This is a genomic window from uncultured Allobosea sp. (assembly GCF_945956895.1).
Taxonomy (GTDB): Bacteria; Pseudomonadota; Alphaproteobacteria; order Rhizobiales; family Beijerinckiaceae; genus Allobosea.
Genome location: NZ_CAMFJF010000014.1, coordinates 59,509 through 80,433, shown reverse-complemented (window position 1 = coordinate 80,433; position 20,925 = coordinate 59,509). Strand labels below are relative to the sequence as shown.

The 20,925-nt window shown below is 66.2% G+C and carries 23 protein-coding genes; 7 read left to right on the top strand and 16 right to left on the bottom strand.

Features of this window, described 5'->3' with window-relative positions:
* Positions 1-18: 18 nt before the first annotated feature.
* From Q0Q02_RS11025 to epmA, 3 genes are read right to left on the bottom strand one after another with little or no spacing between them, the layout of a single operon-like run.
* Positions 19-681, bottom strand: coding sequence for a DsbA family oxidoreductase (locus tag Q0Q02_RS11025; protein ID WP_293809322.1), 663 nt, complete (start codon positions 679-681; stop codon positions 19-21).
* A gap of 15 nt (positions 682-696) precedes the next feature.
* Positions 697-1,764, bottom strand: a complete 1,068-nt coding sequence (locus Q0Q02_RS11020) for a lysine-2,3-aminomutase-like protein (protein WP_293809321.1) — start codon at positions 1,762-1,764, stop codon at positions 697-699.
* Positions 1,761-2,825 carry an EF-P lysine aminoacylase EpmA gene (gene epmA / locus Q0Q02_RS11015; protein ID WP_293809319.1) on the bottom strand — a complete coding sequence of 355 codons (1,065 nt, stop codon included), beginning with the start codon at positions 2,823-2,825 and terminating at the stop codon, positions 1,761-1,763. Before epmA ends, Q0Q02_RS11020 begins: the two co-directional genes overlap by 4 nt.
* 180 nt (positions 2,826-3,005) lie before the next feature.
* On the opposite strand from epmA, the gene efp reads away from it, so the two are divergent.
* The 3 genes from efp (at position 3,006) to Q0Q02_RS11000 (ending at position 4,812) form a co-directional block, all read left to right on the top strand.
* A complete protein-coding gene (efp, locus tag Q0Q02_RS11010; protein WP_293809317.1) occupies positions 3,006-3,575 on the top strand; it encodes an elongation factor P in 570 nt (189 codons plus the stop codon).
* Positions 3,576-3,805: 230 nt separating this feature from the next.
* On the top strand, positions 3,806-4,324 hold the full coding sequence (locus Q0Q02_RS11005; protein WP_293809315.1) for a DUF1993 domain-containing protein: 519 nt from the start codon (positions 3,806-3,808) through the stop codon (positions 4,322-4,324).
* Positions 4,325-4,332: 8 nt separating this feature from the next.
* On the top strand, positions 4,333-4,812 hold the full coding sequence (locus Q0Q02_RS11000; RefSeq protein WP_293809313.1) for a GNAT family N-acetyltransferase: 480 nt from the start codon (positions 4,333-4,335) through the stop codon (positions 4,810-4,812).
* A gap of 264 nt (positions 4,813-5,076) precedes the next feature.
* Here the strand turns inward: Q0Q02_RS11000 and Q0Q02_RS10995 are convergent, their stop codons facing one another.
* The 10 genes from Q0Q02_RS10995 to Q0Q02_RS10950 all read right to left on the bottom strand — a co-directional run bounded on the left by Q0Q02_RS10995 (position 5,077) and on the right by Q0Q02_RS10950 (position 14,214).
* The gene (locus Q0Q02_RS10995) at positions 5,077-5,730 is read right to left on the bottom strand and encodes an MBL fold metallo-hydrolase (RefSeq protein WP_293809311.1); all 654 of its coding nucleotides are present in this window, start codon (positions 5,728-5,730) and stop codon (positions 5,077-5,079) included.
* 30 nt (positions 5,731-5,760) lie between these two features.
* The gene (locus Q0Q02_RS10990) at positions 5,761-6,084 is read right to left on the bottom strand and encodes a hypothetical protein (RefSeq protein ID WP_293809309.1); all 324 of its coding nucleotides are present in this window, start codon (positions 6,082-6,084) and stop codon (positions 5,761-5,763) included.
* Positions 6,081-7,697 carry a fumarate hydratase gene (locus Q0Q02_RS10985; RefSeq protein WP_293809307.1) on the bottom strand — a complete coding sequence of 539 codons (1,617 nt, stop codon included), beginning with the start codon at positions 7,695-7,697 and terminating at the stop codon, positions 6,081-6,083. The genes Q0Q02_RS10990 and Q0Q02_RS10985 overlap by 4 nt, the downstream gene beginning before the upstream one ends.
* Positions 7,698-7,940: 243 nt before the next feature.
* Complete coding sequence (ptsN, locus tag Q0Q02_RS10980) at positions 7,941-8,402, bottom strand: PTS IIA-like nitrogen regulatory protein PtsN (protein ID WP_293809305.1); 462 nt, start codon at positions 8,400-8,402, stop codon at positions 7,941-7,943.
* Between the two features lie 84 nt (positions 8,403-8,486).
* Entirely contained in the window at positions 8,487-9,071 is a 585-nt protein-coding gene (gene raiA / locus Q0Q02_RS10975; protein WP_293809303.1) for a ribosome-associated translation inhibitor RaiA, read from the bottom strand.
* A 130-nt stretch (positions 9,072-9,201) separates the two neighbouring features.
* Positions 9,202-10,731, bottom strand: a complete 1,530-nt coding sequence (rpoN, locus tag Q0Q02_RS10970; protein ID WP_293809301.1) for an RNA polymerase factor sigma-54 — start codon at positions 10,729-10,731, stop codon at positions 9,202-9,204.
* Positions 10,732-11,040: 309 nt separating this feature from the next.
* On the bottom strand, positions 11,041-11,928 hold the full coding sequence (lptB, locus tag Q0Q02_RS10965; protein ID WP_293809299.1) for an LPS export ABC transporter ATP-binding protein: 888 nt from the start codon (positions 11,926-11,928) through the stop codon (positions 11,041-11,043).
* 10 nt (positions 11,929-11,938) lie between these two features.
* Positions 11,939-12,664, bottom strand: a complete 726-nt coding sequence (locus Q0Q02_RS10960) for an LptA/OstA family protein (RefSeq protein ID WP_293809297.1) — start codon at positions 12,662-12,664, stop codon at positions 11,939-11,941.
* Between the two features lies 1 nt (position 12,665).
* Positions 12,666-13,442, bottom strand: a complete 777-nt coding sequence (gene lptC, locus Q0Q02_RS10955; protein ID WP_293809295.1) for an LPS export ABC transporter periplasmic protein LptC — start codon at positions 13,440-13,442, stop codon at positions 12,666-12,668.
* Positions 13,443-13,599: 157 nt separating this feature from the next.
* The gene (locus Q0Q02_RS10950; RefSeq protein ID WP_293809293.1) at positions 13,600-14,214 is read right to left on the bottom strand and encodes a ribonuclease D; all 615 of its coding nucleotides are present in this window, start codon (positions 14,212-14,214) and stop codon (positions 13,600-13,602) included.
* Positions 14,215-14,451: 237 nt separating this feature from the next.
* Between Q0Q02_RS10950 and Q0Q02_RS10945 the strand changes: the two genes are divergently transcribed.
* The 3 genes from Q0Q02_RS10945 to Q0Q02_RS10935 all read left to right on the top strand — a co-directional run bounded on the left by Q0Q02_RS10945 (position 14,452) and on the right by Q0Q02_RS10935 (position 16,840).
* Positions 14,452-14,880: a DUF805 domain-containing protein gene (locus tag Q0Q02_RS10945; RefSeq protein ID WP_293809291.1), complete on the top strand. Its 429-nt coding sequence runs from the start codon at positions 14,452-14,454 to the stop codon at positions 14,878-14,880.
* A 98-nt stretch (positions 14,881-14,978) separates the two neighbouring features.
* Positions 14,979-16,187, top strand: coding sequence for a succinyl-diaminopimelate desuccinylase (gene dapE, locus Q0Q02_RS10940; protein ID WP_293809290.1), 1,209 nt, complete (start codon positions 14,979-14,981; stop codon positions 16,185-16,187).
* 68 nt (positions 16,188-16,255) lie between these two features.
* Positions 16,256-16,840 (top strand): hypothetical protein, encoded by a 585-nt coding sequence (locus Q0Q02_RS10935; RefSeq protein ID WP_293809288.1) that lies wholly within the window; start codon positions 16,256-16,258, stop codon positions 16,838-16,840.
* Between the two features lie 12 nt (positions 16,841-16,852).
* Here the strand turns inward: Q0Q02_RS10935 and truA are convergent, their stop codons facing one another.
* The 3 genes from truA to def form a co-directional block, all read right to left on the bottom strand.
* A complete protein-coding gene (gene truA / locus Q0Q02_RS10930; RefSeq protein ID WP_293809286.1) occupies positions 16,853-17,605 on the bottom strand; it encodes a tRNA pseudouridine(38-40) synthase TruA in 753 nt (250 codons plus the stop codon).
* Positions 17,606-17,761: 156 nt separating this feature from the next.
* The gene (fmt, locus tag Q0Q02_RS10925; protein WP_293809284.1) at positions 17,762-18,691 is read right to left on the bottom strand and encodes a methionyl-tRNA formyltransferase; all 930 of its coding nucleotides are present in this window, start codon (positions 18,689-18,691) and stop codon (positions 17,762-17,764) included.
* A 150-nt stretch (positions 18,692-18,841) separates the two neighbouring features.
* A complete protein-coding gene (gene def, locus Q0Q02_RS10920; RefSeq protein WP_293809283.1) occupies positions 18,842-19,381 on the bottom strand; it encodes a peptide deformylase in 540 nt (179 codons plus the stop codon).
* A 114-nt stretch (positions 19,382-19,495) separates the two neighbouring features.
* On the opposite strand from def, the gene Q0Q02_RS10915 reads away from it, so the two are divergent.
* Complete coding sequence (locus Q0Q02_RS10915) at positions 19,496-20,680, top strand: DNA recombination protein RmuC (RefSeq protein ID WP_293809281.1); 1,185 nt, start codon at positions 19,496-19,498, stop codon at positions 20,678-20,680.
* Positions 20,681-20,925 lie beyond the last annotated feature (245 nt).

Below are 20,925 nucleotides of genomic sequence, written 5' to 3'. Positions count from 1 at the left end.
TTCCGCCCCCGCCTCGCCTCAGAACTGCGACTCCTGCGGCGCCTGCGTCGCGAAAACCTGCTGGAAGACCTGGGCCCATACTTCCGGCGGCTGCGCGCCCGAAACGGCGAGCTTGCCGTCGACGATGAAGAAGGGCACGCCGGTGACGCCGACCTTGCGGGCGTGATCCTCCAGCCCGATCACCGTCTCGCGCAATTCGTCATTGGCGAGTTCGTCACGAGCGGCCTGCTCGTCAAAACCCTGCTCGACCGCGATCTGGACCAGCGTCTCGAGATCGCCGATATCGCGCCCGTCCTGCCAATAGGCCTTGAACAGGGCGGCGGTCATGTCCCCGCCGCGCTGCACGGTCGAGGCGGCCGCGACCAGCATATGGGCCATGCGGGTGTTGACGCTGCGCGTCACCTTCGCCCAGTTGAAGGTCACGCCGCTCTCCAGCGCCGCCTCCGACAGCCGGACCTCGATCTCCTTGCGCTTGCCGGGGCCGAACTTGCCTTCGAGATATTGCGTGCGGTCCATGCCTTCTTCAGGCATTTCCGGATTCAGCTCATAGGGCAGCCAGGTGATGGCGAAGCGCTCGTTCAGGCCGTAGCGCTCCAGCGCCGTCTCCAGCCGCGTCTTGCCGATGAAGCACCAGGGGCAGGCGATGTCGGAGACGATCGCGAGCGGCAGCTTGTCCTGCATATCAATGTCCTTGTCTCAGGCCGGCGGGTAGCGATGCTGCCTGCCGTGACGGTCTTCGGCGACCGCTTCCACGCCGGGCGTCTCGCAACCGGAAAGGAAGGCAGGGCCGACCGGAATCTTGCCGGCACCGCCGGGGATGTCGAGGATATAGGTCGGCTGGCACAGCCCGGAAAGGTTGCCGCGCAGGCTTTTGACCAGCGCCTGCCCTTCTTCCAGCGTCAGCCGGAAATGCGAGGTGCCGGGCGCGAGATCGGGATGGTGCAGGTAATAGGGCTTGATGCGGTTCTCGACGAAGGCGCGCATCAGGGCACCGAGCGTCTCGACATCGGCGTTGATACCCCTGAGCAGGACGGACTGGCTCAGCAGCACATGGCCGGCATCGGCCAGCGTCGCGATCGCAGCACGGGCGTCATCGGTGAACTCGCGCGGATGGTTGGCGTGGATCGCAATATAGCTCGCCTTGCCGGGGATGCGCAGCGCCCTCGCATAATCCGGCGTGATCCGGCCGGGATCGACGACGGGCACGCGGGTATGCCAGCGCGCGACCTTGATATGCGGGATCGCGGCCAGGCGCTTCGCGACCTCACGCACGCGGCGAGCGGAGAGGATAAAGGGATCGCCGCCGGTCATGATCACTTCCCAAATCTCGGGACGGGAGGCGAGATAGGCGAGCGCGGCGTCGAGCTTGGCGCCGGTCAAAGCATCGCCACCGGGGCCGACCATCTCGCGCCGGAAGCAGAAGCGGCAATAGACCGGGCAGGCATGGACGAGCTTCAGCAGCGCGCGGTCAGGATAGCGATGGACCACGCCCTCGACCGGCGAATGAGCATCGTCGCCGATCGGATCGGCGAGTTCCTGTGCCAGCGTCACCAGTTCGGCCGTATCGGGAATGAACTGGCGCGCGATGGGATCAACTGGATCAGTCGGATCGATCAGCCCGGCGATGGCCGGCGTCACCGAGACGGCATAGCGTTCCGCCACCTTCTGCAAGGCGTCGCGGCGCGCGGGCGCGGTCAGGCCGGCCTCCACGAGCGCGTCGATGCTGCGCAGCGGCTGGCCTCCGGGGGGCTGGTGAACGGTCATGCCCATCCCCTGCCCGGTTCCGCGACCGGCGTCCAGAGCACATCCTCGATCCGGCGCGCGCCCACGCAGAGCATGACGAGCCGGTCGAAGCCGAGCGCTATGCCGGACGCCGCCGGCATCAGCGCCAGCGCTTCCAGGAAATCCTCGTCGACAGGATAGCGCTCGCCATAGATGCGCTCCTTCTCGTCCATGTCCGCTTCGAAGCGACGGCGCTGCTCGGCCGGGTCGGTGAGTTCGCCGAAGGCATTGGCGAGCTCGACGCCGCAGGCATAGAACTCGAAGCGCTCGGCCACGCGCGGGTCGCCGGGCTTGGGCCGCGCGAGCGCCGCCTCGCTGATCGGGTATTCGCAGAGGATCGTGGCGCGGCCGCGGCCGAGATGCGGCTCGATGCGCTCCGAGAGCACGCGGCTGAAGATGTCGGACCAGCTATCGTCCTCGGCCAGGCGGATGCCGGCGGCGATGGCCTGTACTGCCAGCGATGCCCGGTCTGTCTTGCCGTCGGGCGAGACGGTCGCGAGCAGGTCGATCCCGGCATGGCGGGCGAAGGCGTCGTGCAGCGTCAATCGCTCGGGCTCGGCGAAGGGATCGGCCTCGATGCCGCGCCAGCGCAACGTCGTGGCGCCGGCGGCGCGGGCAGCCTCGGCCAGCAACGCCGCGCAATCCTGCATCAGCGCCTCGTAGTCCTCGCCGGCGCGATACCATTCCAGCATCGTGAATTCGGGATGGTGCAGCGCCGTGCGCTCGCGATTGCGGAAGACGCGGGCGAAATCGAAGATGCGGGTCTCCCCGGCCGCCAGCAGCTTCTTGGCGGCGAACTCCGGCGAGGTATGCAGGTAATAGGGATGCGGCTCTGCGGCATTGTCGATCAGCGTCGTGCCGAAGCCGTGCAGATGCGTCTCGTTGCCGGGCGAGAGCTGCAGGATCGCCGCCTCGACCTCGGTGAAGTCGCGGGCCTCGAACCAGCGGCGCAGCGCCGTCTTGATCCGCCCGCGCGCCAGCAGGGCCGGGCGGCGGTCGGCATGGATATCGGGCCGCCAGAACGGCGTCGGGGATGAACTCATCGAATCTCGCGTCGAATGCGTCGGAAAGCTTTCGTTTCGCGCGCGAATGCGGTAGTTGCGCGGCGACAGAATTCGCATAGAGCATCGCGCGAAAAAGTGGGAACCGGTTTTTCGCGAGAGCGATGCTCTGAATTTTAGATTTGGCGCGGGGGAACGCCGCGCACCAGCAAGGACATTCACGTGGTCAAGGTCATCGCCTCTTCCGTCCGCAAGGGCAACGTCCTCGAGCTCGACGGCCATCTCTGCACCGTCATCTCGGCCGAGAGCTTCTTCCCCGGCAAGGGCACCCCGACGACGCAGATCGACATGCGCCGCATCTCCGACGGCACCAAGATGACGCAGCGCTACAAGACGACCGAGCAGGTCGAGCGCGCCTATGTCGAGGATCGCGACTTCACCTATCTCTACCAGGACGGCGAGCAGTACGTCTTCATGAACCCGGAGACCTACGACCAGATCCATGTCGATAAGGACGTGATCGGCGACGCTGCTCCCTATCTCCAGGAGAACATGAAGGTCTCGCTCTCGGTCTTCGAGGACAAGGCCGTTGCGATCGAGCTGCCGCAGCGCGTCACGCTCGAAGTCGCCGAGACCGAGCCGGTGACCAAGGGCCAGACGGCCTCCTCCTCCTACAAGCCGGCGATCCTGTCGAACGGCGTGCGCAGCGCCGTGCCGCCGCATGTCGGCGTCGGCACCCGCATCGTCGTGATGACGGCCGACGGCTCCTATGTCGAGCGCGCGAAGGACTGATCCAAGAAGCCGCCGTCAACGCTGCTGCGGCGGTCGACTGACGGCGCTTTCTGCACTTCCGGCGCTCACGTACTGAAGTACGCTCCGCTCCGGTTCTCGAAAGCACCGCCACTTGCCTCTCCGCAGCGCATTGCCGACAACCTCTTGTGTGCAGAGCGCAGCAGAAAATTCTCCTCTATAGCTTTACGCAGCGGGCCCTTTCCGGGCCCGTTGTTGTTTCCGAGGACATCATGACGCTCACAGTCAAGGCCGCCGCCCTTTCCGGCTTCGTGCAGACGCTCAAGGCGCTCGACGCCATTCTCGACAAGGCCGTGGAACAGGCCGAGACTCGCAAGATCCAGCCGGAAGTGCTGCTCTCCGCCCGGCTCGCGCCGGACATGCTGGCCTTCACCCGCCAGATCCAGCTCTGCTGCGATTTCGCCAAGAACGCGGTGGCGCGCCTCTCGGGCGGCGAGAACCCGCGCTTCCCCGACGAGGAGAAGAGCTTCCCGGAGCTGAAGGAACGCATCGCCAAGACGCTCGCCTTCGTCGCTGCCGCCGATGGCGCCGCGCTCGATGCCGGGCTTGCCCGCGAGGTTACCTTCCCACGCGGCCCCTCGGCGACCGTGACGATGACGGGCGAGGCCTATCTCACCCGCTTCGCCATCCCGAACTTCTATTTCCACGCCACGACGGCCTACGACATCCTGCGCCAGAACGGCTTCCAGATCGGCAAGCAGGACTTCCTGCTGGGCGTCTTCGACGCCTGAGGCGCCCCGTGCCGGCGACGCCGACGATCGCGATCGAACCCGCCTCTCCCCGCGATGCCGGGGAGATCGCGACGCTCTATCTCGCCTCGCGCGCCGCCGCCCTGCCCTATCTGCGCCGCTGCCACAGCGACGAGGCGGTGCGGAGCTGGATCGCGACCGTGATGCTGGCAACCGGCGAGACCTGGGTGGCGCGCGAGGCCGGGCGCATCCTCGGCTTTGCGACGCTGAACGGCGAGGAGCTCGACCAGCTCTATCTGTTGCCTGGGTATTTTCGCCGCGGCATCGGCACGCTGCTGCTCGCGAAGGCCAAGGAGCGCAGCCCCGAGCAGCTCAGCCTGTTCACCTTCCAGCGGAACACGGCCGCGCGGGCCTTCTACGAGCGCCACGGCTTCCGCCTCGTCGATCTCAACGACGGCAGGCGCAATGTTGAAGGCGAACCGGACGCGCTTTACGTGTGGCGCAGATCTTTTTCGACCGAGGGCTTGTAATCGGGAGAAGCCCTCCCCATCTTGTGCTCACGGCGATGTCGAGGGCGTTCCACGGCCCTCCAGTGCCCGTGAAGACGGCCATGAGCCGAACGTGTGACGCCGGATGTACGCGCACCGTTCCGCTGCATGGCCGTTGGCGTTTCCGGGGCCTGCCTCAAGCGTCATGCTCGGGCTTGACCCGAGCATCTCCAGCAGAAGGAGGCCCCCTTCCGGCCAGATATTCTCGGCTCTCCGCTTCGCTTCGGCCGAGAATGACGGCTGTGATTAGCCCTGCAGGAACGGATTGTTCTGCCGCTCCTCGCCGAGCGTGCTCGCGGGGCCATGGCCGGGCAGGAACTGGACATCGTCGCCGAGCGGCAGGAGCTTGGTCTTGATCCCCGAAATCAGCGCCTCATGGTCGCCATAGGGGAAATCGGTACGGCCGACCGAGCCGGCAAAGACAGTGTCGCCTGCCAGCAGGAAGCGCAGGTCCTTCTGGAAGAAGGTGACATGGCCCGGCGAATGGCCCGGCACATGCGCGACCGCGAAAGCGAGGTCGCCGAGCGTGACCGTATCGCCATCCTTCAGCCAGCGCGTCGGCGCGACCGCCTTCATGCCGGGGATATCGAAGCGCAGGCCCTGCTCCGGCAGGGCGTCGAGCAGAGGCTTGTCGCCCTCATGCGGTCCGATGATCGGAATCGACAGCGCTTCGGCCAGTTCGGTCGCACCGCCAGCATGGTCGAGATGGCCATGGGTCAGCCAGATCGCGACCGGCGTGACGCCGAGTTCCTTGATGGCGGCCTGCAGGCGCGGCACGTCCCCACCGGGATCGACGATCGCAGCCTCGTTCGACTTCGGCTCCCAGACGATCGAGCAATTCTGCTGGAACGGCGTCACCGGCACGACGGCGATCTGGAGCGGCGGCTGCTGGTCGGTCATGGAACGCCTTTCGCGTGTCTCAGAAGGCTCTTACCGCCCGCCGCAGCGATTGGCGATCAGCGCGCGGTAGTTCACCAGCTGGGAATCCATCTCCGCGACATTGCGCGCGCGCTCCGCGCCGTCCTGACAGGTGGCGAAGACCGAACGGGCCTTCTGGAGATAGGCGACATGCTCGCGAAAGGTCCGGCACTGCGTCGCCTGGTCGGCGTTCGCCACACCGGCAAGCCGCGTCTGCTGGACGCGGAAACCGGCCTCGTTCTGGAACAGGTCGCGCGAGCAGGTTGCCGGGAGCTGCTGCTGGGCCAGCACGGGGCCGGCAAGCAGAAGCATCCCCAAGGACAGCGCGAGCCTCATCCGAGGTTCAGCTCCTTGAAGAAGTCGTTGCCCTTGTCGTCGATGACGATGAAGGCGGGGAAATCCTCGACCTCGATCCGCCAGACCGCCTCCATGCCGAGTTCGGCATATTCGAGGACCTCGACCTTGCGGATGCAGTCCTGCGCCAGACGCGCCGCCGGGCCGCCGATCGAGCCGAGATAGAAGCCGCCATGGGCCTTGCAGGCTTCGCGCACGGCTGCCGAGCGATTGCCCTTGGCCAGCATCACCATCGAGCCGCCGAAGGACTGGAACTGGTCGACGAAGGAATCCATGCGGCCGGCCGTGGTCGGGCCGAAGGAGCCGGAGGCGAAGCCCTCAGGCGTCTTGGCCGGACCGGCGTAATAGACCGGGTGGTTCTTGAAATAGTCGGGCATGCCCTCGCCGCGCTCCAGCCGCTCGCGGATCTTGGCATGGGCGAGGTCGCGGGCGACGACGATGGTGCCGGTCAGCGACAGGCGCGTCTTGACCGGATGCTTCGACAACGTGGCGAGAATTTCGCTCATCGGCTGGTTGAGGTCGATCCTGACGACATCGCCGCCAAGCTTCGCCTCGTCGACATCCGGCAGGTACTTGGACGGATCGGTCTCCAGCGCCTCCAGGAAGATGCCATCCCTGGTGATCTTGCCCTTGGCCTGGCGATCGGCCGAGCAGGAGACGCCGAGGCCGATCGGCAGCGAGGCGCCGTGGCGCGGCAGGCGGATGACGCGCACGTCATGGCAGAAATACTTGCCGCCGAACTGCGCGCCGACGCCGAGCGCCTGCGTCATCTTGTGGACCTCTTCCTCCATCTCGATGTCGCGGAAGGCGTGGCCCGAGGGCGAGCCCTTCGTCGGCAGCGCATCGAGGTATTTGGTCGAGGCGAGCTTCACCGTCTTGAGGTTCTGCTCGGCCGAGGTGCCGCCGATGACGATGGCGAGATGGTAGGGCGGACAGGCGGCGGTGCCGAGCGTCAGGATCTTCTCCTTCAGGAACGCCATCATGCGGTCCTTGGTGAGAAGCGATGGCGTCGCCTGGTAGAGGAAGGTCTTGTTGGCCGAGCCGCCGCCCTTGCAGACGAAGAGGAACTTGTAGGCGTCCTCACCCTCGGCATAGATGTCGATCTGCGCCGGCAGGTTGGTCGCGGTGTTCTTCTCCTCGAACATCGAGAGCGGCGCGAGCTGCGAATAGCGCAGGTTGCGCTTGAAATAGGCGTCCGCCACGCCCTCGCCGAGCGCGGCCTCGTCCTCGCCGTCGGTCCAGACCTTGCGGCCCTTCTTGCCCATGATGATGGCGGTGCCGGTGTCCTGGCACATCGGCAGCACGCCGCCGGCCGCGATATTGGCGTTCTTCAGCAGATCATAGGCGACGAACTTGTCGTTCGAGGTCGCCTCGGGATCGTCGAGAATCTTGCCGAGCTGGGCGAGATGGCCGGGGCGCAGCAGATGGTTGATGTCGATGAAGGCCTGTTCGGAGAGCTGGCGGATCGCCTCGCGCGAGACGCTCAGGACCTCGCGGTCGCCGATCTTCTCGACGCTGACGCCCTCGCTGCCCAGCTTGCGATAAGGCGTCGTGTCCTCGCCGAGCGGGAAGAGATCGACATGCGTATAGGCCATGACCAGCGGCTCCGAAACAAGTTGCGCCGCGATCAAGACATGGAAGACGCGGCGCCGATCCAGCCGGCGTCATAGCCCGTCGGTCGGGATCATCCAAGCAGTCTTTAGGGAATCCAGACTGGCATCGGCATCGTTCCGAACGGCGCCAGTATCGTCATGCTCGGGCTTGACCCGAGCATCTTAGAAAAGAAGAGGCTCGTCCGGCACGAGATGCTCGGGTCAAGCCCGAGCATGACGGCGTGTTCAAGCCGCCTGCGCGGCCGATTCGGCGAGGATCGCGTAGATCGCCGCGGGGTCGCGGACCTTGCGGACCTGATCCAGAACGGACTGGTTGCGCAGCACGCGCGCAACGCGGGCGAGCGCCTTGAGATGGTCCGCGCCAGCGCCCTCTGGCGCGATCAGCACGAAGATGATGTCGACCGGCTGGCCGTCGAGCGCGTCGAAATCGATCGGCTTCTCGGTCTTGGCGAAGAGGCCGACGAGACGGTCGATGCCAGGCATTCGGCCGTGCGGGATCGCGATGCCCTCACCGATTCCGGTGGAGCCAAGACGCTCGCGCTGGAGCAGGGCTTCGAAAAGCTCTCGGTCCGGCAGGCCCGTCAGCGTGGCGGCATGCTGTGCAAGCTCCTGCAGAGCCTGCTTCTTGCCGTTGGCCCGCAGCGGCGAAATCACCGCAGCAGGGCTCAGGAGATCGGTCAGCGTCATTCGCCCGTCCATGCATGTCCCGTGCCGGCCGAATTGCGTCGGCACGGGTCAGGTTCGACGGCCTGAGCGGATCGCCCGCCGGCCTCAGGACAGCGATGCCGGCGGGTCGATCCAGCCGATATTGCCGTCGCGGCGGCGGTATACGATGTTCATGCGGCCATTGCCAGCGTGGCGGAAGACAATGACCGGCGCGCCGGTGAGGTCGAGTTCGGCCACGGCATCGCCCACCGTCCTGACATGCAGGGATTTGGTCGATTCCGCGACGATCACCGGGTTATCGCCAGCCGTAACCCCATCGAAATCCTCGATATCATCGTCTGGAGCGGCGATCACATAGCTGGGGATTTCGATTCCCACGTCACGGCCATTGGCACTCGAACGGTCCTTAAGCCGGCGCTTGTAGCGCCGCAGCCGCTTCTCGATGCGCTCAGCCATCTTGTCGAGGCTGGCGTAGGGATCGTGGGCGGTGGCGGAGGCTTCCAGCGTAATCCCGGAGGACAGGTGCAGGACGCCGTCGGTCCGGAAGGCGGTGCCGTCCTTGTCGACCGTGACGTGGCCCTGGTAGCCACCCTCGTAATATTTGCTGACCGCCGCAGCGACCCGCTCCTCGGCCTGACCGCGGAGGGCCTCGCCGACATCGAGATTCTTGCCGGAGATTCGCAAGCTCATGGAGTGCTTCCCCTTGTTTAGCCATGGCCCTGTACGGCCATCTACAGGAGCTAAGAACCGGGAGTCGGGGTTGTCAATGAGCCGGCGCAATCATGACGCAGATACGTGGCCGCTCTGGAGCGCTTCCGCTTTAGCGCTCGGCCGCCGCCATCGCGACTTTCTCGCGCCGGCGCTCCATCGAGGACGGGATTCTGAGGGATTCGCGATATTTCGCCACGGTGCGCCGGGCGATGTCGATGCCGCCATCCTTGAGCCGGGTGACGATGGCGTCGTCCGAGAGAACCGCCGAGGGTGCCTCGTCGTCGATCATCTGCTTGATCCGGAACCGCACCGCTTCCGCCGAATGCGCCTCGCCATAGCCGGTCGCGGCGATCGCGGCCGAGAAGAAATACTTCATCTCGAAGACCCCGCGCGAGCAGGTCAGGTATTTGTTCGAGGTGACGCGCGAGACGGTCGATTCGTGCATGCCGATCGCGTCGGCCACGGTCTTGAGGTTGAGCGGCCTGAGATGCTCGACGCCATGGGCGAAGAACCCGTCCTGCTGGCGCACGATCTCGCTCGCGACCTTCAGGATCGTCCGGGCGCGCTGCTCGAGCGAGCGGGTCAGCCAGTTCGCCGTCTGCAGGCATTCGGCGATGAAGGCCTTCTCCACCTCGTTGCGGGCAGCCCTGGAGACCCGCGCGTGATAGGTCTGGTTGACCAGCAGGCGCGGCAAGGTATCGGGGTTAAGGTCGATCAGCCAGGATCCGTCCGGCGCGGCGCGGATGAAAACATCCGGCACGACCGTCTCGGCGGCCGAGCCGCCGAAGGCGCGGCCGGGCTTGGGATCGAGGCGGCGGATCTCGCCGACCATGTCGGCGATATCCTCGTCATCGACGCCGCAGATGCGCTTCAACGCGGCGAAATCGCGCTTGGCGACGAGATGCAGGTTCGCCACCAGCACCTGCATTGCCGGATCGAAACGGTCGCGGTCACGCAGCTGGATGGCCAGGCATTCCGCGACATTGCGGGCGGCGACACCGGAAGGATCGAAGCTCTGGACGATCTGCAGCACGGTTTCGACCCGGCCGACGCCAACGCCGAGTCGCTCGGCTATCTCCGCAAGAGGCTCGCCGAGATAGCCGCTGTCGTCGACGGCATCGATGATGTGGCGGCCGATGATGCGCTCGCCCGGCTCGACCACGGCGAGATCGAGCTGCGCGATCAGATGGTCGTGGAGCGAGGCGTCCGCTGTCAGGCTGCTCTCGAAGCCTTCGGGGTCGCCGTCGAAGGAACCGCCCGTCGCGCCATAGGCGCCGCCTACGATCGGCAGGCTGTCGGCGCCGCCGGCCTCGCTGCGTGCCGGGGTGGGCTGCTCGTTCTGGAAGACATTGTCCAGGCCGGTACCGAGCCGGCCTTCCATGCCCTCCTGCGTATTCAGGCTCTCGGCCTTGGCAAAGCTCTCGGCATCGGCTGCGTGCGGGCTGTCGCCTTCGTCGGAGCGCATCGGCCCATCGGCAGCCTCGTCGCGCTCCAGCAGCGGATTGCGCTCGAGCTCGCCCTCGACGAAATTCTGGAGTTCGAGATGGGAGAGCTGCAGCAGCTTGATCGCCTGCAGCAGCTGCGGCGTCATCACCAGGGACTGTCCCTGGCGCAGCTCCATGCGCGGCATCATCGCCATGCGCGAAAGGCCCTTCTCGCTCGCGCGCCCTCGGCACGCTTCTTGCTTGCGAAAGGGACACTAGCGCCGGCTCACCGCCGCGTCAAAGGCCCAGCCACGCCTGCGCGCAGAAAATGCTGCGTCGCAGCAAATCCGCGACGCCATGGCCAAGCCATCTTAGAGCGCCGCGCACTTGCGAAACTACACCGTCATCCCGGGCTTGCCTCGGGATCCATCGCAAAGCTCCGGAGCCCTACATGGATCCCGGATCGGCGCCGCTTCGCGGCTTGTCCGGGATGACGCAGTGGTTCCACGCGACAATCAGCAGCCTCAGAGGCGGAAATCCTCGCCGAGATAGACGCGCCGGACATCCGGGTTGGCGATGATCTCGGCCGGGGAGCCTTCGGTCAGCACGCGCCCGGAATGGATGATATAGGCGCGGTCGACGAGACCGAGCGTCTCGCGGACATTGTGGTCGGTGATCAGCACGCCAATGCCGCGATCGGTCAATTGCCGCACCAGCGCCTGGATGTCGCCGACGGCGATCGGGTCGATGCCGGCGAAAGGCTCGTCGAGCAGGATGAAGGAGGGCTTGCCGGCCAGCGCACGCGCGATCTCGCAGCGGCGGCGCTCGCCGCCCGAGAGCGCGATCGAGGGCGCCTTGCGCAGGCGGGAGATGGTGAATTCCTCGAGCAACTGGTCGAGTTGGCGCTCGCGCGCCTTGCGATCGGGCTCGACCACTTCCAGCACCGAGCGGATATTGTCCTCGACCGAGAGGCCGCGGAAGATCGAGGCTTCCTGCGGGAGGTAGCCGATGCCGAGGCGCGCGCGCTGGTACATCGGCAAGGCGGTGATGTCGTCGCCTTCGAGCGAGATGATGCCGGCATCGGCCGCGACCAGCCCGGTGATCATGTAGAAGATCGTGGTCTTGCCGGCGCCGTTGGGGCCGAGCAGGCCGACCGCCTCGCCCTGGCGCAGATAGAGGCTCGCCTCCGAGACGACGGCGCGCCCGCCATAGCTCTTGCGCAGGCCGGCGACGGCAAGGATGCCCGGCCCGCCGATGGCGGCGACCCTGGACCCAGCCTGGAGCCCTCCCTCCCTGGCCTTCCCGCGATTACCGAAAAGACCGCGCAGCCGGCCGAAGACGCCCGGTTGCTGCGGGCGCGGAGCCGGCCGCGCCGGCGCGGCCGTAGGACGTGGCGCTTCGGAAACAGTCACTGCAGCACAATCAGTTGGTGGGCTTGGGAGCAGGCTGGGCCGGCTTGGCGCCAGGAGTGCCTGCATCCTTCTTGTTGGCATCCTTATTGGCATCGGCCGAATTCGGAACGAAGAGGCCCTGCACGCGCCCGCCCTTTCCGGTCTCGACATTCGCGACGCCGGTGACGGTATTGTAGGTCAGCTTCTCGCCGCGGGTGATGTTCGGCCCGTCGTTGAGGGCGACATTGCCGGTCATGATGACCAGATTGTTGGCCCGGTCGAACTCGGCATTGTCGGAGCTCGCAGCCTGCGTCTTCGAGACCACCGTGACCGGGCCCTTGCACAGAATGCGCTTGATCGAGCTGTCATTGCCCGGAGAGCCGGCGGCTCCCGTCGCGGCCGGAGCCGGAGCCGGCGCGGCTCCGCGCCCTCCCGGACCACCGCGCCCCTCGTAGAGCACGGTCATCACGGTGCAGCGAACCGTCGTCTCGCCCTGCACAGCAACGACATTGCCGGAGAAGATCGCCTTGTTCTCCTTGTCGAGCACATCGAGCTTGTCGGCGTCGATCTTGATCGGCTCCTTGCTGTCGCCGCCGAGGCCGCCGAGCGGCGAGGACGCGTTCCCGCCGCGCGCCTTGCCTTGCGCCGCCTGGGCGAAGGCCTCCTGCGGCGCACCGAGCAGCGCAAAGCCTGCCGCAAGCAACAGCGCGGCGTCGCGGGCATGCGCGAAACGGAGCATCTGGCCAACCATGGTCATGTCACTGTCTCTTCCCATTCCCGGGGCCGTCTGCCGGCGCAGCCTCTAGAGGGGCCGCCCGATTCGCGTTCAGCAGTTCCGGCATCGGCCTGCTGCCCTCGCGCTCGGGGCCGGCGATCGTACCTGCCGGCGCATTGCGAATGAAGGCCCGCACCCGCCCTTCGAAGACGATCAACTCGCCATTGTTCTTCACGTCAAGGGTGTTGGCGTCCACCGTCGTTTCGCCAAGGCTGACCTTGACCGGCTCCTTCGAGACGACCGTACCGGATTTGAAGTCGACATCGGCGACCCGCATCTGCATGTCGTGGCCGCTTTCGGTGCGGATCTTGACGTCATCGACGAGGCGCAGCTTCTCCTTCTGCGTGTCGAACAGGCCCGTCTTCGCGTTCACCGTCACCATGCCCTCGCGCTCCATCTGGATGCGCGCGGTCAGGCTCTGCAGCTCGATCTGCGTCGGATTCTTGATTTCCTGGAAGGCGTTCACGGCCGTAACCTGGTAGGGCCGGTTGTCCTTGCGGTAGCCCGAGAGCTTCGGCGTCTCCATCCTGACCTTGCCGCCTGTGATGCCGACGGAGCTGACCGAGACATTGGCCAGCTTGCCGCCGAGCGGGGCAAGGAAGGGAATCACGACCAGCGCCAGCACGAGCACGACGGCGGCGACGGGAATCACCCGGCGCAGGATATGCACCAGCCGCGTGTGACGTCGCGCCGCGCCAAAGGCCGCACGCCGGCGCAATGCCTGCGCGGACAGCCTCGCTGCCGGGTCGTTGAAGGTCATTGCCAAAGTCATGCCCCGCGCAATGGCAGCCGCTCACGGCATTTTCGTGTCACAGGACAGGCCACATCGCGCCCCCGCGCAGCTCGCCCATGCGGGGCAGGCGCGCCATCGCGCGCTTCACCCGCGCGCAGACTGACGCAAGAAGCCTTAGAAATTGTCAAGCGTGCGCGAAAATGTCTGTCTCACCCCAGCCGGCGAGATCGAGCTCGGCCCGATAGGGCAGGAACTGGAAACAGGCCTGCGCGAGATGCCGGCGCCCTTCACGCGCGAGCATGATCTCCAGCTTATCATGCAGTGCATGGAGATGCAGCACGTCGGAGGCGGCGTAGGCCAGTTGCGCCTCGCTCAGCGTATCGGCGCCCCAGTCGGAGGATTGCTGCTGCTTGGAGAGCTCGACGCCCAGCAATTCGCGCACGAGGTCCTTGAGCCCGTGCCGGTCGGTATAGGTGCGGGTCAGCTTCGAGGCGATCTTGGTGCAGTAGACCGGCGTCGTGACCACGCCGAAGGCGTGCTTGAGCACGGCGACGTCGAAGCGGGCGAAGTGGAAGAGCTTCAGTACCGCCGGATCCTCGAGCAGACGGATCAGGTTCTTCGGACGCTCGCCACCCTTCGGAATCTGCACGACATCGGCAGTACCGTCGCCGCGCGAGAGCTGGACGACGCAGAGCCGGTCGCGATGCGGATTGAGGCCGAGCGTCTCGGTGTCGATCGCAACACTCGACCCGGCATCGTAGCCGTCCGGCAGGTCGCCGCGATGGAAGCGGATGGTCATGCTCGAAACCTCACTTGGGGTCGCGCGAACGCGCCCTTCAACAGCTCTTCACGATACGGGGAACGGCAGGCCGCGTGCCGAACAGCGACGCGCATCCCGCAGCTAACGGCCAGCCTCGCACCGTTCAAGCCCTTTTTGAGCCTAGATAAACTCTCAAGCGCCTCATTAACCCTTTATTCACCATGTGCTTCAACCCCGACGCTGACCATGCGACAACTGACCATCGGAGCTTGCAGCATGTCCCTGGTCCGCCTGTTCACTGACTTCCATGGCCGCATCGGATTGCGGACCTTCTGGCTCGGCAGCATCGCGGTCGCGCTGACGCTGTTGGCCATCCAGCGCACCGCGCAGCTTCTGGCGCCCCCCCAGGATGCTTTGGAGATCGTCACCGTCGCGAAGTCGCTCGCACTGCTCCCCTGGGCCGCGCTGGCAGCAAAGCGCGCCACGGACCGGGGCAGCACGTCACTGTTCGGGATCCTGCTGGTCTGCGCGATCGTGTTGCCGGACCAGTTGCGACCCTTGCTCTCGATCGGCTGGCGCCCGTCGCTGGAAGCGATCTCGACCATGGCCGGAGTCGTCGCCTTCATCGATCTCGGCCTGATGCCGTCCGCGGTGGAAGAGGACGGGGTTGCGGCCACGGCAGCGGGTGCTAAAGCATCGGACTGAACATCGTATTCAGTCCGATGCCCTAGCTCTTTGATTTTGCATCGGCTTTGTCCGAAAACCGCGTTCCACTTTTCGGGCCGATGCTCTAAAGCGGCGGAATGAGCGCCGCCCCCAACTCCGCCCCCGCCCTTCCCTTCGACCCGACCGACCCGGTAGCCCTGACGCAGGCGCTGGTTCGCTGCCCCTCGGTGACGCCCGAGGAAGGCGGAGCGCTCGCGCTGCTCGACGCCGTGCTGTCGGCCGAGGGCTACACCGTGCATCGCCCGGTCTTCAGCGAGCCCGGCACGCCCGACGTCGAGAACCTTTACGCCCGCATAGGCGACACCGCGCCGGTCTTCGTGATCGCCGGCCATACCGATGTCGTGCCCGTCGGCGACGCAGCCGCCTGGACGCGCGAGCCCTTCGGCGGGGCCATAGAGAACGGCACGCTCTATGGACGCGGCGCCTGCGACATGAAGGGCGGGCTTGCCGCCATGGTTTCAGCCGCAATCCGCTACCGGCGCGAGAATCCGAATGCGCCCGGCTCGATCGCCTTCCTGGTCACCGGCGACGAGGAAGGCCCCTCGGTCAACGGCACGGTCAAGCTGCTGGCCTGGGCGCATGAGCGCGGCGAGCGCTTCGACCATTGCATCCTCGGCGAGCCGACCAATCCGGCCGCGATGAGCGACATGATCAAGATCGGCCGGCGGGGCTCGCTGAGCGGCAAGCTGACCGTGCAGGGTACGCAGGGCCATGTCGGCTATCCCCATCTCGCCGACAATCCGATCCGCGGCATGGTCCGTTTGCTTGCCGCCCTCGATGCCACGCCACTCGACGGCGGAACGCAGCATTTCGATGCGAGCAATCTCGAGGTGACGACGCTCGATGTCGGCAACCCGGCGACCAACGTCATCCCGGCGCAGGCGAAGGCGGCCTTCAATATCCGCTTCAACGACACCTGGACGCCCGACACGCTTGCAGCCGAGCTTGAACGGCGCCTGCGCGAGGCTGCCGGCAATCAGGTGCGCTACACGCTCGAGGTCCAGCCGACCAATGCCGTCGCCTTCCTGACCGAGCCCGGTCCCTTCGTCGCGCTCGTCGCCGATGCCGTCGAGGCCGAGACGGGCAAGCGCCCGGCGCTCTCGACCACGGGCGGCACCTCGGACGCGCGCTTCATCAAGAGCTATTGCCCCGTCGTCGAATACGGCGTCGTCGGCAAGACGATGCACCAGATCGACGAATCCGTCGCCGTCGCCGACCTGGTGTCGCTCCAGCGGATCACGCAGCGTTTACTCGCCAGCTATTTTACGGCGCAGCAGCGGGCTTGACGCCTCGGAACAAGGGTCCATTATCTCCATTAGACGAAAGTCTAAGATCGCAGATGATGGAGACCGTGATGAGGCTGGCCGCCGATGACATCGCGCGTTCACTGCGCGGCTCCTGGCACCTGATGACCCACGGGGCGGAGGCCCTGCCCGAGCTCGACCTGACGCGGGACGGATTCTGGCGCTCCTTCCTCGCCTTTGCGCTGATGCTGCCAGCGACGATCGCCATCCTCGCCGCGGTACGGTTGATCGCTGGGTTACCGAACAGTGCCGGGCTGTTCACCGCACCAGCCCTCGCCCTCTCGGTACTCGCGGCGTTGGCGCTGGCGATCCTCGCCGTACCGACCCTGCTGGTCGCGTTGCGTCCGCGGCTCGCGCAGACACCACGCTTCACCAGCTTCGTGATCGCCTGGAACTGGGCCGGCATCGTCTCGGCCAGCCTGATGGCGGTTCCTGCGACGGTCTTCGCAATCGGCTGGGCGCCGCCGGCGCTGGCCGTCGTGCAATCCGTCTTCTTCGCCGCGATCGTCATGAGGCTGCGCTATTGCGTGGCGCAGGCCGTGTTCGGGCCGGAACTGCGCGGCATCGCCCTGCCCCTGGTCGCCGCCAGCCTTATGCTCGACTACGGCGTCACGAGGCTGTTCGGCCTGTTCTGAAGCGCTCCGGCCTCAGGCTGGCTGTTCCACATAGTCGACCCCGGCGAGATAGAGCCCGCAGGACGGCGCCAGCGCGGCGCATTGCGAACGGTCGCGCGCCGCCAGCACCTTGCCGACCTTGTTCTCCGGCCAGCGGCCCATCCCGACCATCTTCAGGCAGCCGACGATCGAGCGGACCTGATGGTGCAGGAACGAGCGGGCATGGACATAGACCACGATCTCGGAGCCCTCGCGGCGGACATCGCAACGATCCAGCGTGCGGATCGGGCTGTTGGCCTGGCATTCGGCGGCGCGGAAGGTGGTGAAATCGTGCTGGCCGAGCAGCGCCTTGGCGGCGCGATCCATCGCTTCGTGATCGAGCTTGACCGGCACATGCCAGACCCGCTCGCGCTCCAGAGCCGGCTGCGCCCGGCGGTCGAGGATGCGGTAGACGTAATAGCGACGCCGCGCCGAAATGCGGGCGTCGAAATCGTCGGGCACCAATTCGGCGCCGAGCACGGCGACCGGAATCCGCTTCAGCCGGGCATTGGTCGCGTCGCGCACGACATCGGTGCGCCACTCCCTATCGATATCGACATGGGCGACCTGATGAGTGGCGTGGACGCCGGCATCGGTCCGGCCGGCGCAATGCAAACGGACGGGGTGGCCGCAGAAGGCCTCGACCGCCTCCTCGACGCTCTGCTGCACGGACGGGCCGTTGAGCTGGCGCTGCCAGCCCGAGAACGGCGTGCCGTCGTACTCGATGACGAGCTTGTAGCGCGGCATCAGACGCTCTCCCCTGCGCCGTCATCCCGGACAGGCGGCGAAGCCGCGCCGATCCGGGATCCATGCCGGAGCGCTGCCGATGAAGGTTCCGGCATGGATCCCGGGTCTTCGCTTCGCTGCGCCCGGGATGACCGCGTTGAGGGTGAGGTCATCGGTTCAGAGCTTGCCGCCGGCTCCGAGCCGGGCGCCGCGCAGGAACTCGGCCCCGCTCATCGGCGCCTTGCCGGCGCGCTGGACCTGCAGCAGCTTCACCGCCCCGACGGCACAGGCGACGGTGCCCTCGTCGTCGAGCAGCGTGCCGGGCTCGGCCGCACCGCCGGCGCGGGCCGTCCGCAGGATCTTCAAACGCTCCGGCCCCTTGCCGAGATCGATCTCGGCGAAGGCGCCCGGGAAGGGCGAGAGGCCGCGCACGAGATCATGGACCTGCTGGGCCGGCAGCGCCCAGCTCAGCTTGGCCTCGGCATTCGTGATCTTGCTGGCATAGGTTACGCCCTCCTCCGGCTGCGGCGTGAACTGCAGCCCGCCGCGGCCGAGTGCTGCGAGCGCGCGCACCATCAGATCGGCGCCGAGAGGGCTCAACTGGTCGTGCAGTTCGCCGGCCGTCATGTCCGGGCCGATCGTGAGTTTCTCGACCATGGCGACGGGGCCGGTATCGAGGCCGGCTTCCATCTTCATCACGCAGACGCCGCTTTCGGTATCGCCGGCCATGATCGCACGCTGGATCGGCGCGGCGCCGCGCCAGCGCGGCAGCAGCGAGGCATGGAGATTGAGGCAGCCGAGTTCGGGCAGATCGAGGATCGCCTGGGGCAGGATCATGCCGTAGGCGACGACGACAGCGACATCGGCCTGGTGCGAGGCGATGATCTCGGCCTGTTCCGGCGTCTTCAGCGTGGCGGGGGTGAAGACCGGGATGCCGAAGCGTTCGGCGGCACGGTGAACCGGCGAGGGCTTCAATTCGAGGCCCCGCCCGGCCTGCGCCGGAGCGCGAGTATAGCAGGAGACGACCTCATGCCCCTGGCCGACGATCTCGGTCAGCACCGGCACGGCGAAATCCGGCGTGCCCATGAAGATGACGCGCAAACTCATACGCTCGACCTTACCTATAAACGAATGTCATCCCGGGCGACTGAAGGGAGACCCGGGATCCATGCCTGAGCGCTTCAGGCCAATGTTCAGGCATGGGTCCCGGATTTCCGCTTCGCTGCGTCCGGGATGACCAGTGCCAATTCACGAAGCTTACGCAGCCCGCTCGCGCTTGGCCGCCTTGGCGAATTTCTTGGTGACGCGCTCGCGCTTCAATCGCGAGAGATGGTCGATGAAGAGCACGCCGTCGAGATGGTCGATCTCGTGCTGCAGGCAGGTGGAGAGCAGGCCATCGGCCGCGATCTCGTGCGTCTTGCCGTCGAGATCCATGTAGCGGACCTTGACCTCGGCGGGGCGCTCGACCTCCTCGTAATATTCGGGGATCGAGAGGCAGCCTTCCTCATAGGCACTGAACTCTTCCGAAGACCAGGTGATCTCCGGGTTGATGAAGGCCTGCGGCTTCCGGGGCTCGGGCTCCTCGCCCTCCTTTGCCTCGGGCTTCGACAGGTCGATCGTCACCACGCGCAGCGGCACGCCGATCTGGATCGCCGCGAGCCCGATGCCCGGCGCGTCGTACATCGTCTCGAACATGTCCGCGACCAGCGCCTTGATCTCGGGCGTGACGGCCTCGACCGGCTTCGAGACGAGGCGAAGCTGGGCGTCGGGCAGGATGACGAGCGGGCGAATGGCCATGGGATTCCAAGGGAAAAGAGCTGTTGAACCCGGGACATAAGCATTTGTGGGCAGACGGTCAAACTGTTCCGCTTTCGTTCGCCATCCCCTGCCGAATCGGCTAGGCTCCCGCGCATGAACGAGATCGCCTTCACCCTGCTGGAACGCCCGGTGACCTGGGCCGAGGCCGCACTCGGCTTCGGGGTCTTGAGTCTCATCCTGCTATTGATGGCGGTGATTGCCGGCTGGCGCGGCGGCAAGAGCCGCGCGATCGAAGTCGCGATGGCGGCCGAGCGCGCACGCGAGATGGACGACAAGGTCGCGGAGATGAACCGCCAGCAGGCGGAGCTTGCCGGCCGGATGCAATCGATGGCCGAGATCCTGTCGACCCGGCAGGGCGATCTCGCGCGGCTCGTCGCCGAGCGGATGGACGGGTTGAGCCATAAAGTCGGCCAGGGACTCGAACGCAACGTCCAGCAGACGACCGAAAGCCTCGGCAAGCTGCAGGAGCGGCTGGCGGTGATCGACAATGCTCAGAAGAACCTGACCGACCTGACCTCCGAGGTCGTGACGCTCAAGGACGTGCTCGCCAACAAGCAGGCGCGCGGCGCCTATGGGCAAGGGCGGATGGAGGCGATCATCCGCGACGGCCTGCCCGCCGCCTTCTTCGCCTTCCAGCCGCAATTGTCGAATGGCAAGCGGCCAGACTGCCTCGTCACGCTCCCCGGCGACGGGCGCGGGCTCGTCATCGACGCCAAGTTCCCGCTGGAGAGCTTCACGCTGCTGCGCGAGGCGCGCGGCGACGACGCCAGGAAGGCCGCGGGCCAGCGCGTGCGCAGCGATGTCGGCGTACATGTGAAGGACATCGCCGAGCGCTATTTCCTGCCGGGCGAGACGCAGGATCTCGCTCTGCTCTTCGTTCCGTCCGAGTCGATCTATGCCGATCTGCACGAGCATTTCGACGATGTCGTGCAGCGGGCGCACCGCGCCCGCATCATGATCGTTTCGCCGTCACTGCTGGCGCTGGCGATCCAGCTGATGCAGTCGCTGGTGCGCGACGCCCGGATGCGGGAAGAGGCGCAGGTGATCCAGAGCGAGGTCGGCAAGCTGCTCGACGATGTGCGCCGGCTCGGCGAGCGCGTCGACAAGCTCGACACTCATTTCCGGCAGGCGCAGGACGATGTCGGCCAGATCAAGACCTCGGCCGGCAAGGTCACCAGCCGCGCCGAGAAGATCGGCGCGCTCGATTTCGACGACGAGAAAAGCGAGCCGAAGCTGCCCTTCGCCAAGGGGCTGGAGCTGAAGCGCGCGGCGGAATAGCGGCGCCTCCCCTCGACTGAGGCTAGAATCAGCCACGGAAAGCCGCGTGGAGAGGCTGCAAGTCCGACACAAAATACAACCTTAGGAAGAATTTATTCAATATTTTGAAATTATACACCCTATGAGAGCAAATTACTGCACCGTTCCGTTAGAGCGGCCTTAAGCATTCTCTGAAAATTTCGGGAGAAATCGCAGCCCAAATACAGTCCCTCCGTCATGAACCAAGCCGGACGAGCCCGCGGATC

Excerpts from the sequence above, each read along its gene's own strand:
- Q0Q02_RS10950 (WP_293809293.1), bottom strand. The coding sequence starts at position 14,214 with ATGACCATCCGCTTCCATCGCGGCGACCTGCCGGACGGCTACGATGCC.
- Q0Q02_RS11025 (WP_293809322.1), bottom strand. The coding sequence starts at position 681 with ATGCAGGACAAGCTGCCGCTCGCGATCGTCTCCGACATCGCCTGCCCC.
- lptC (WP_293809295.1), bottom strand. The coding sequence starts at position 13,442 with ATGACCTTCAACGACCCGGCAGCGAGGCTGTCCGCGCAGGCATTGCGC.
- Q0Q02_RS10915 (WP_293809281.1), top strand. The coding sequence starts at position 19,496 with ATGAACGAGATCGCCTTCACCCTGCTGGAACGCCCGGTGACCTGGGCC.
- raiA (WP_293809303.1), bottom strand. The coding sequence starts at position 9,071 with ATGAGCTTGCGAATCTCCGGCAAGAATCTCGATGTCGGCGAGGCCCTC.
- Q0Q02_RS10985 (WP_293809307.1), bottom strand. The coding sequence starts at position 7,697 with ATGGCCTATACGCATGTCGATCTCTTCCCGCTCGGCGAGGACACGACG.
- def (WP_293809283.1), bottom strand. The coding sequence starts at position 19,381 with ATGGCCATTCGCCCGCTCGTCATCCTGCCCGACGCCCAGCTTCGCCTC.
- Q0Q02_RS10935 (WP_293809288.1), top strand. The coding sequence starts at position 16,256 with ATGAGGCTGGCCGCCGATGACATCGCGCGTTCACTGCGCGGCTCCTGG.
- ptsN (WP_293809305.1), bottom strand. The coding sequence starts at position 8,402 with ATGACGCTGACCGATCTCCTGAGCCCTGCTGCGGTGATTTCGCCGCTG.
- Q0Q02_RS10990 (WP_293809309.1), bottom strand. The coding sequence starts at position 6,084 with ATGAGGCTCGCGCTGTCCTTGGGGATGCTTCTGCTTGCCGGCCCCGTG.
- rpoN (WP_293809301.1), bottom strand. The coding sequence starts at position 10,731 with ATGGCGATGATGCCGCGCATGGAGCTGCGCCAGGGACAGTCCCTGGTG.
- truA (WP_293809286.1), bottom strand. The coding sequence starts at position 17,605 with ATGCCGCGCTACAAGCTCGTCATCGAGTACGACGGCACGCCGTTCTCG.
- dapE (WP_293809290.1), top strand. The coding sequence starts at position 14,979 with ATGAGCGCCGCCCCCAACTCCGCCCCCGCCCTTCCCTTCGACCCGACC.
- Q0Q02_RS11020 (WP_293809321.1), bottom strand. The coding sequence starts at position 1,764 with ATGACCGTTCACCAGCCCCCCGGAGGCCAGCCGCTGCGCAGCATCGAC.
- epmA (WP_293809319.1), bottom strand. The coding sequence starts at position 2,825 with ATGAGTTCATCCCCGACGCCGTTCTGGCGGCCCGATATCCATGCCGAC.
- Q0Q02_RS10995 (WP_293809311.1), bottom strand. The coding sequence starts at position 5,730 with ATGACCGACCAGCAGCCGCCGCTCCAGATCGCCGTCGTGCCGGTGACG.
- Q0Q02_RS10945 (WP_293809291.1), top strand. The coding sequence starts at position 14,452 with ATGTCCCTGGTCCGCCTGTTCACTGACTTCCATGGCCGCATCGGATTG.
- Q0Q02_RS10960 (WP_293809297.1), bottom strand. The coding sequence starts at position 12,664 with ATGACCATGGTTGGCCAGATGCTCCGTTTCGCGCATGCCCGCGACGCC.
- Q0Q02_RS11005 (WP_293809315.1), top strand. The coding sequence starts at position 3,806 with ATGACGCTCACAGTCAAGGCCGCCGCCCTTTCCGGCTTCGTGCAGACG.
- fmt (WP_293809284.1), bottom strand. The coding sequence starts at position 18,691 with ATGAGTTTGCGCGTCATCTTCATGGGCACGCCGGATTTCGCCGTGCCG.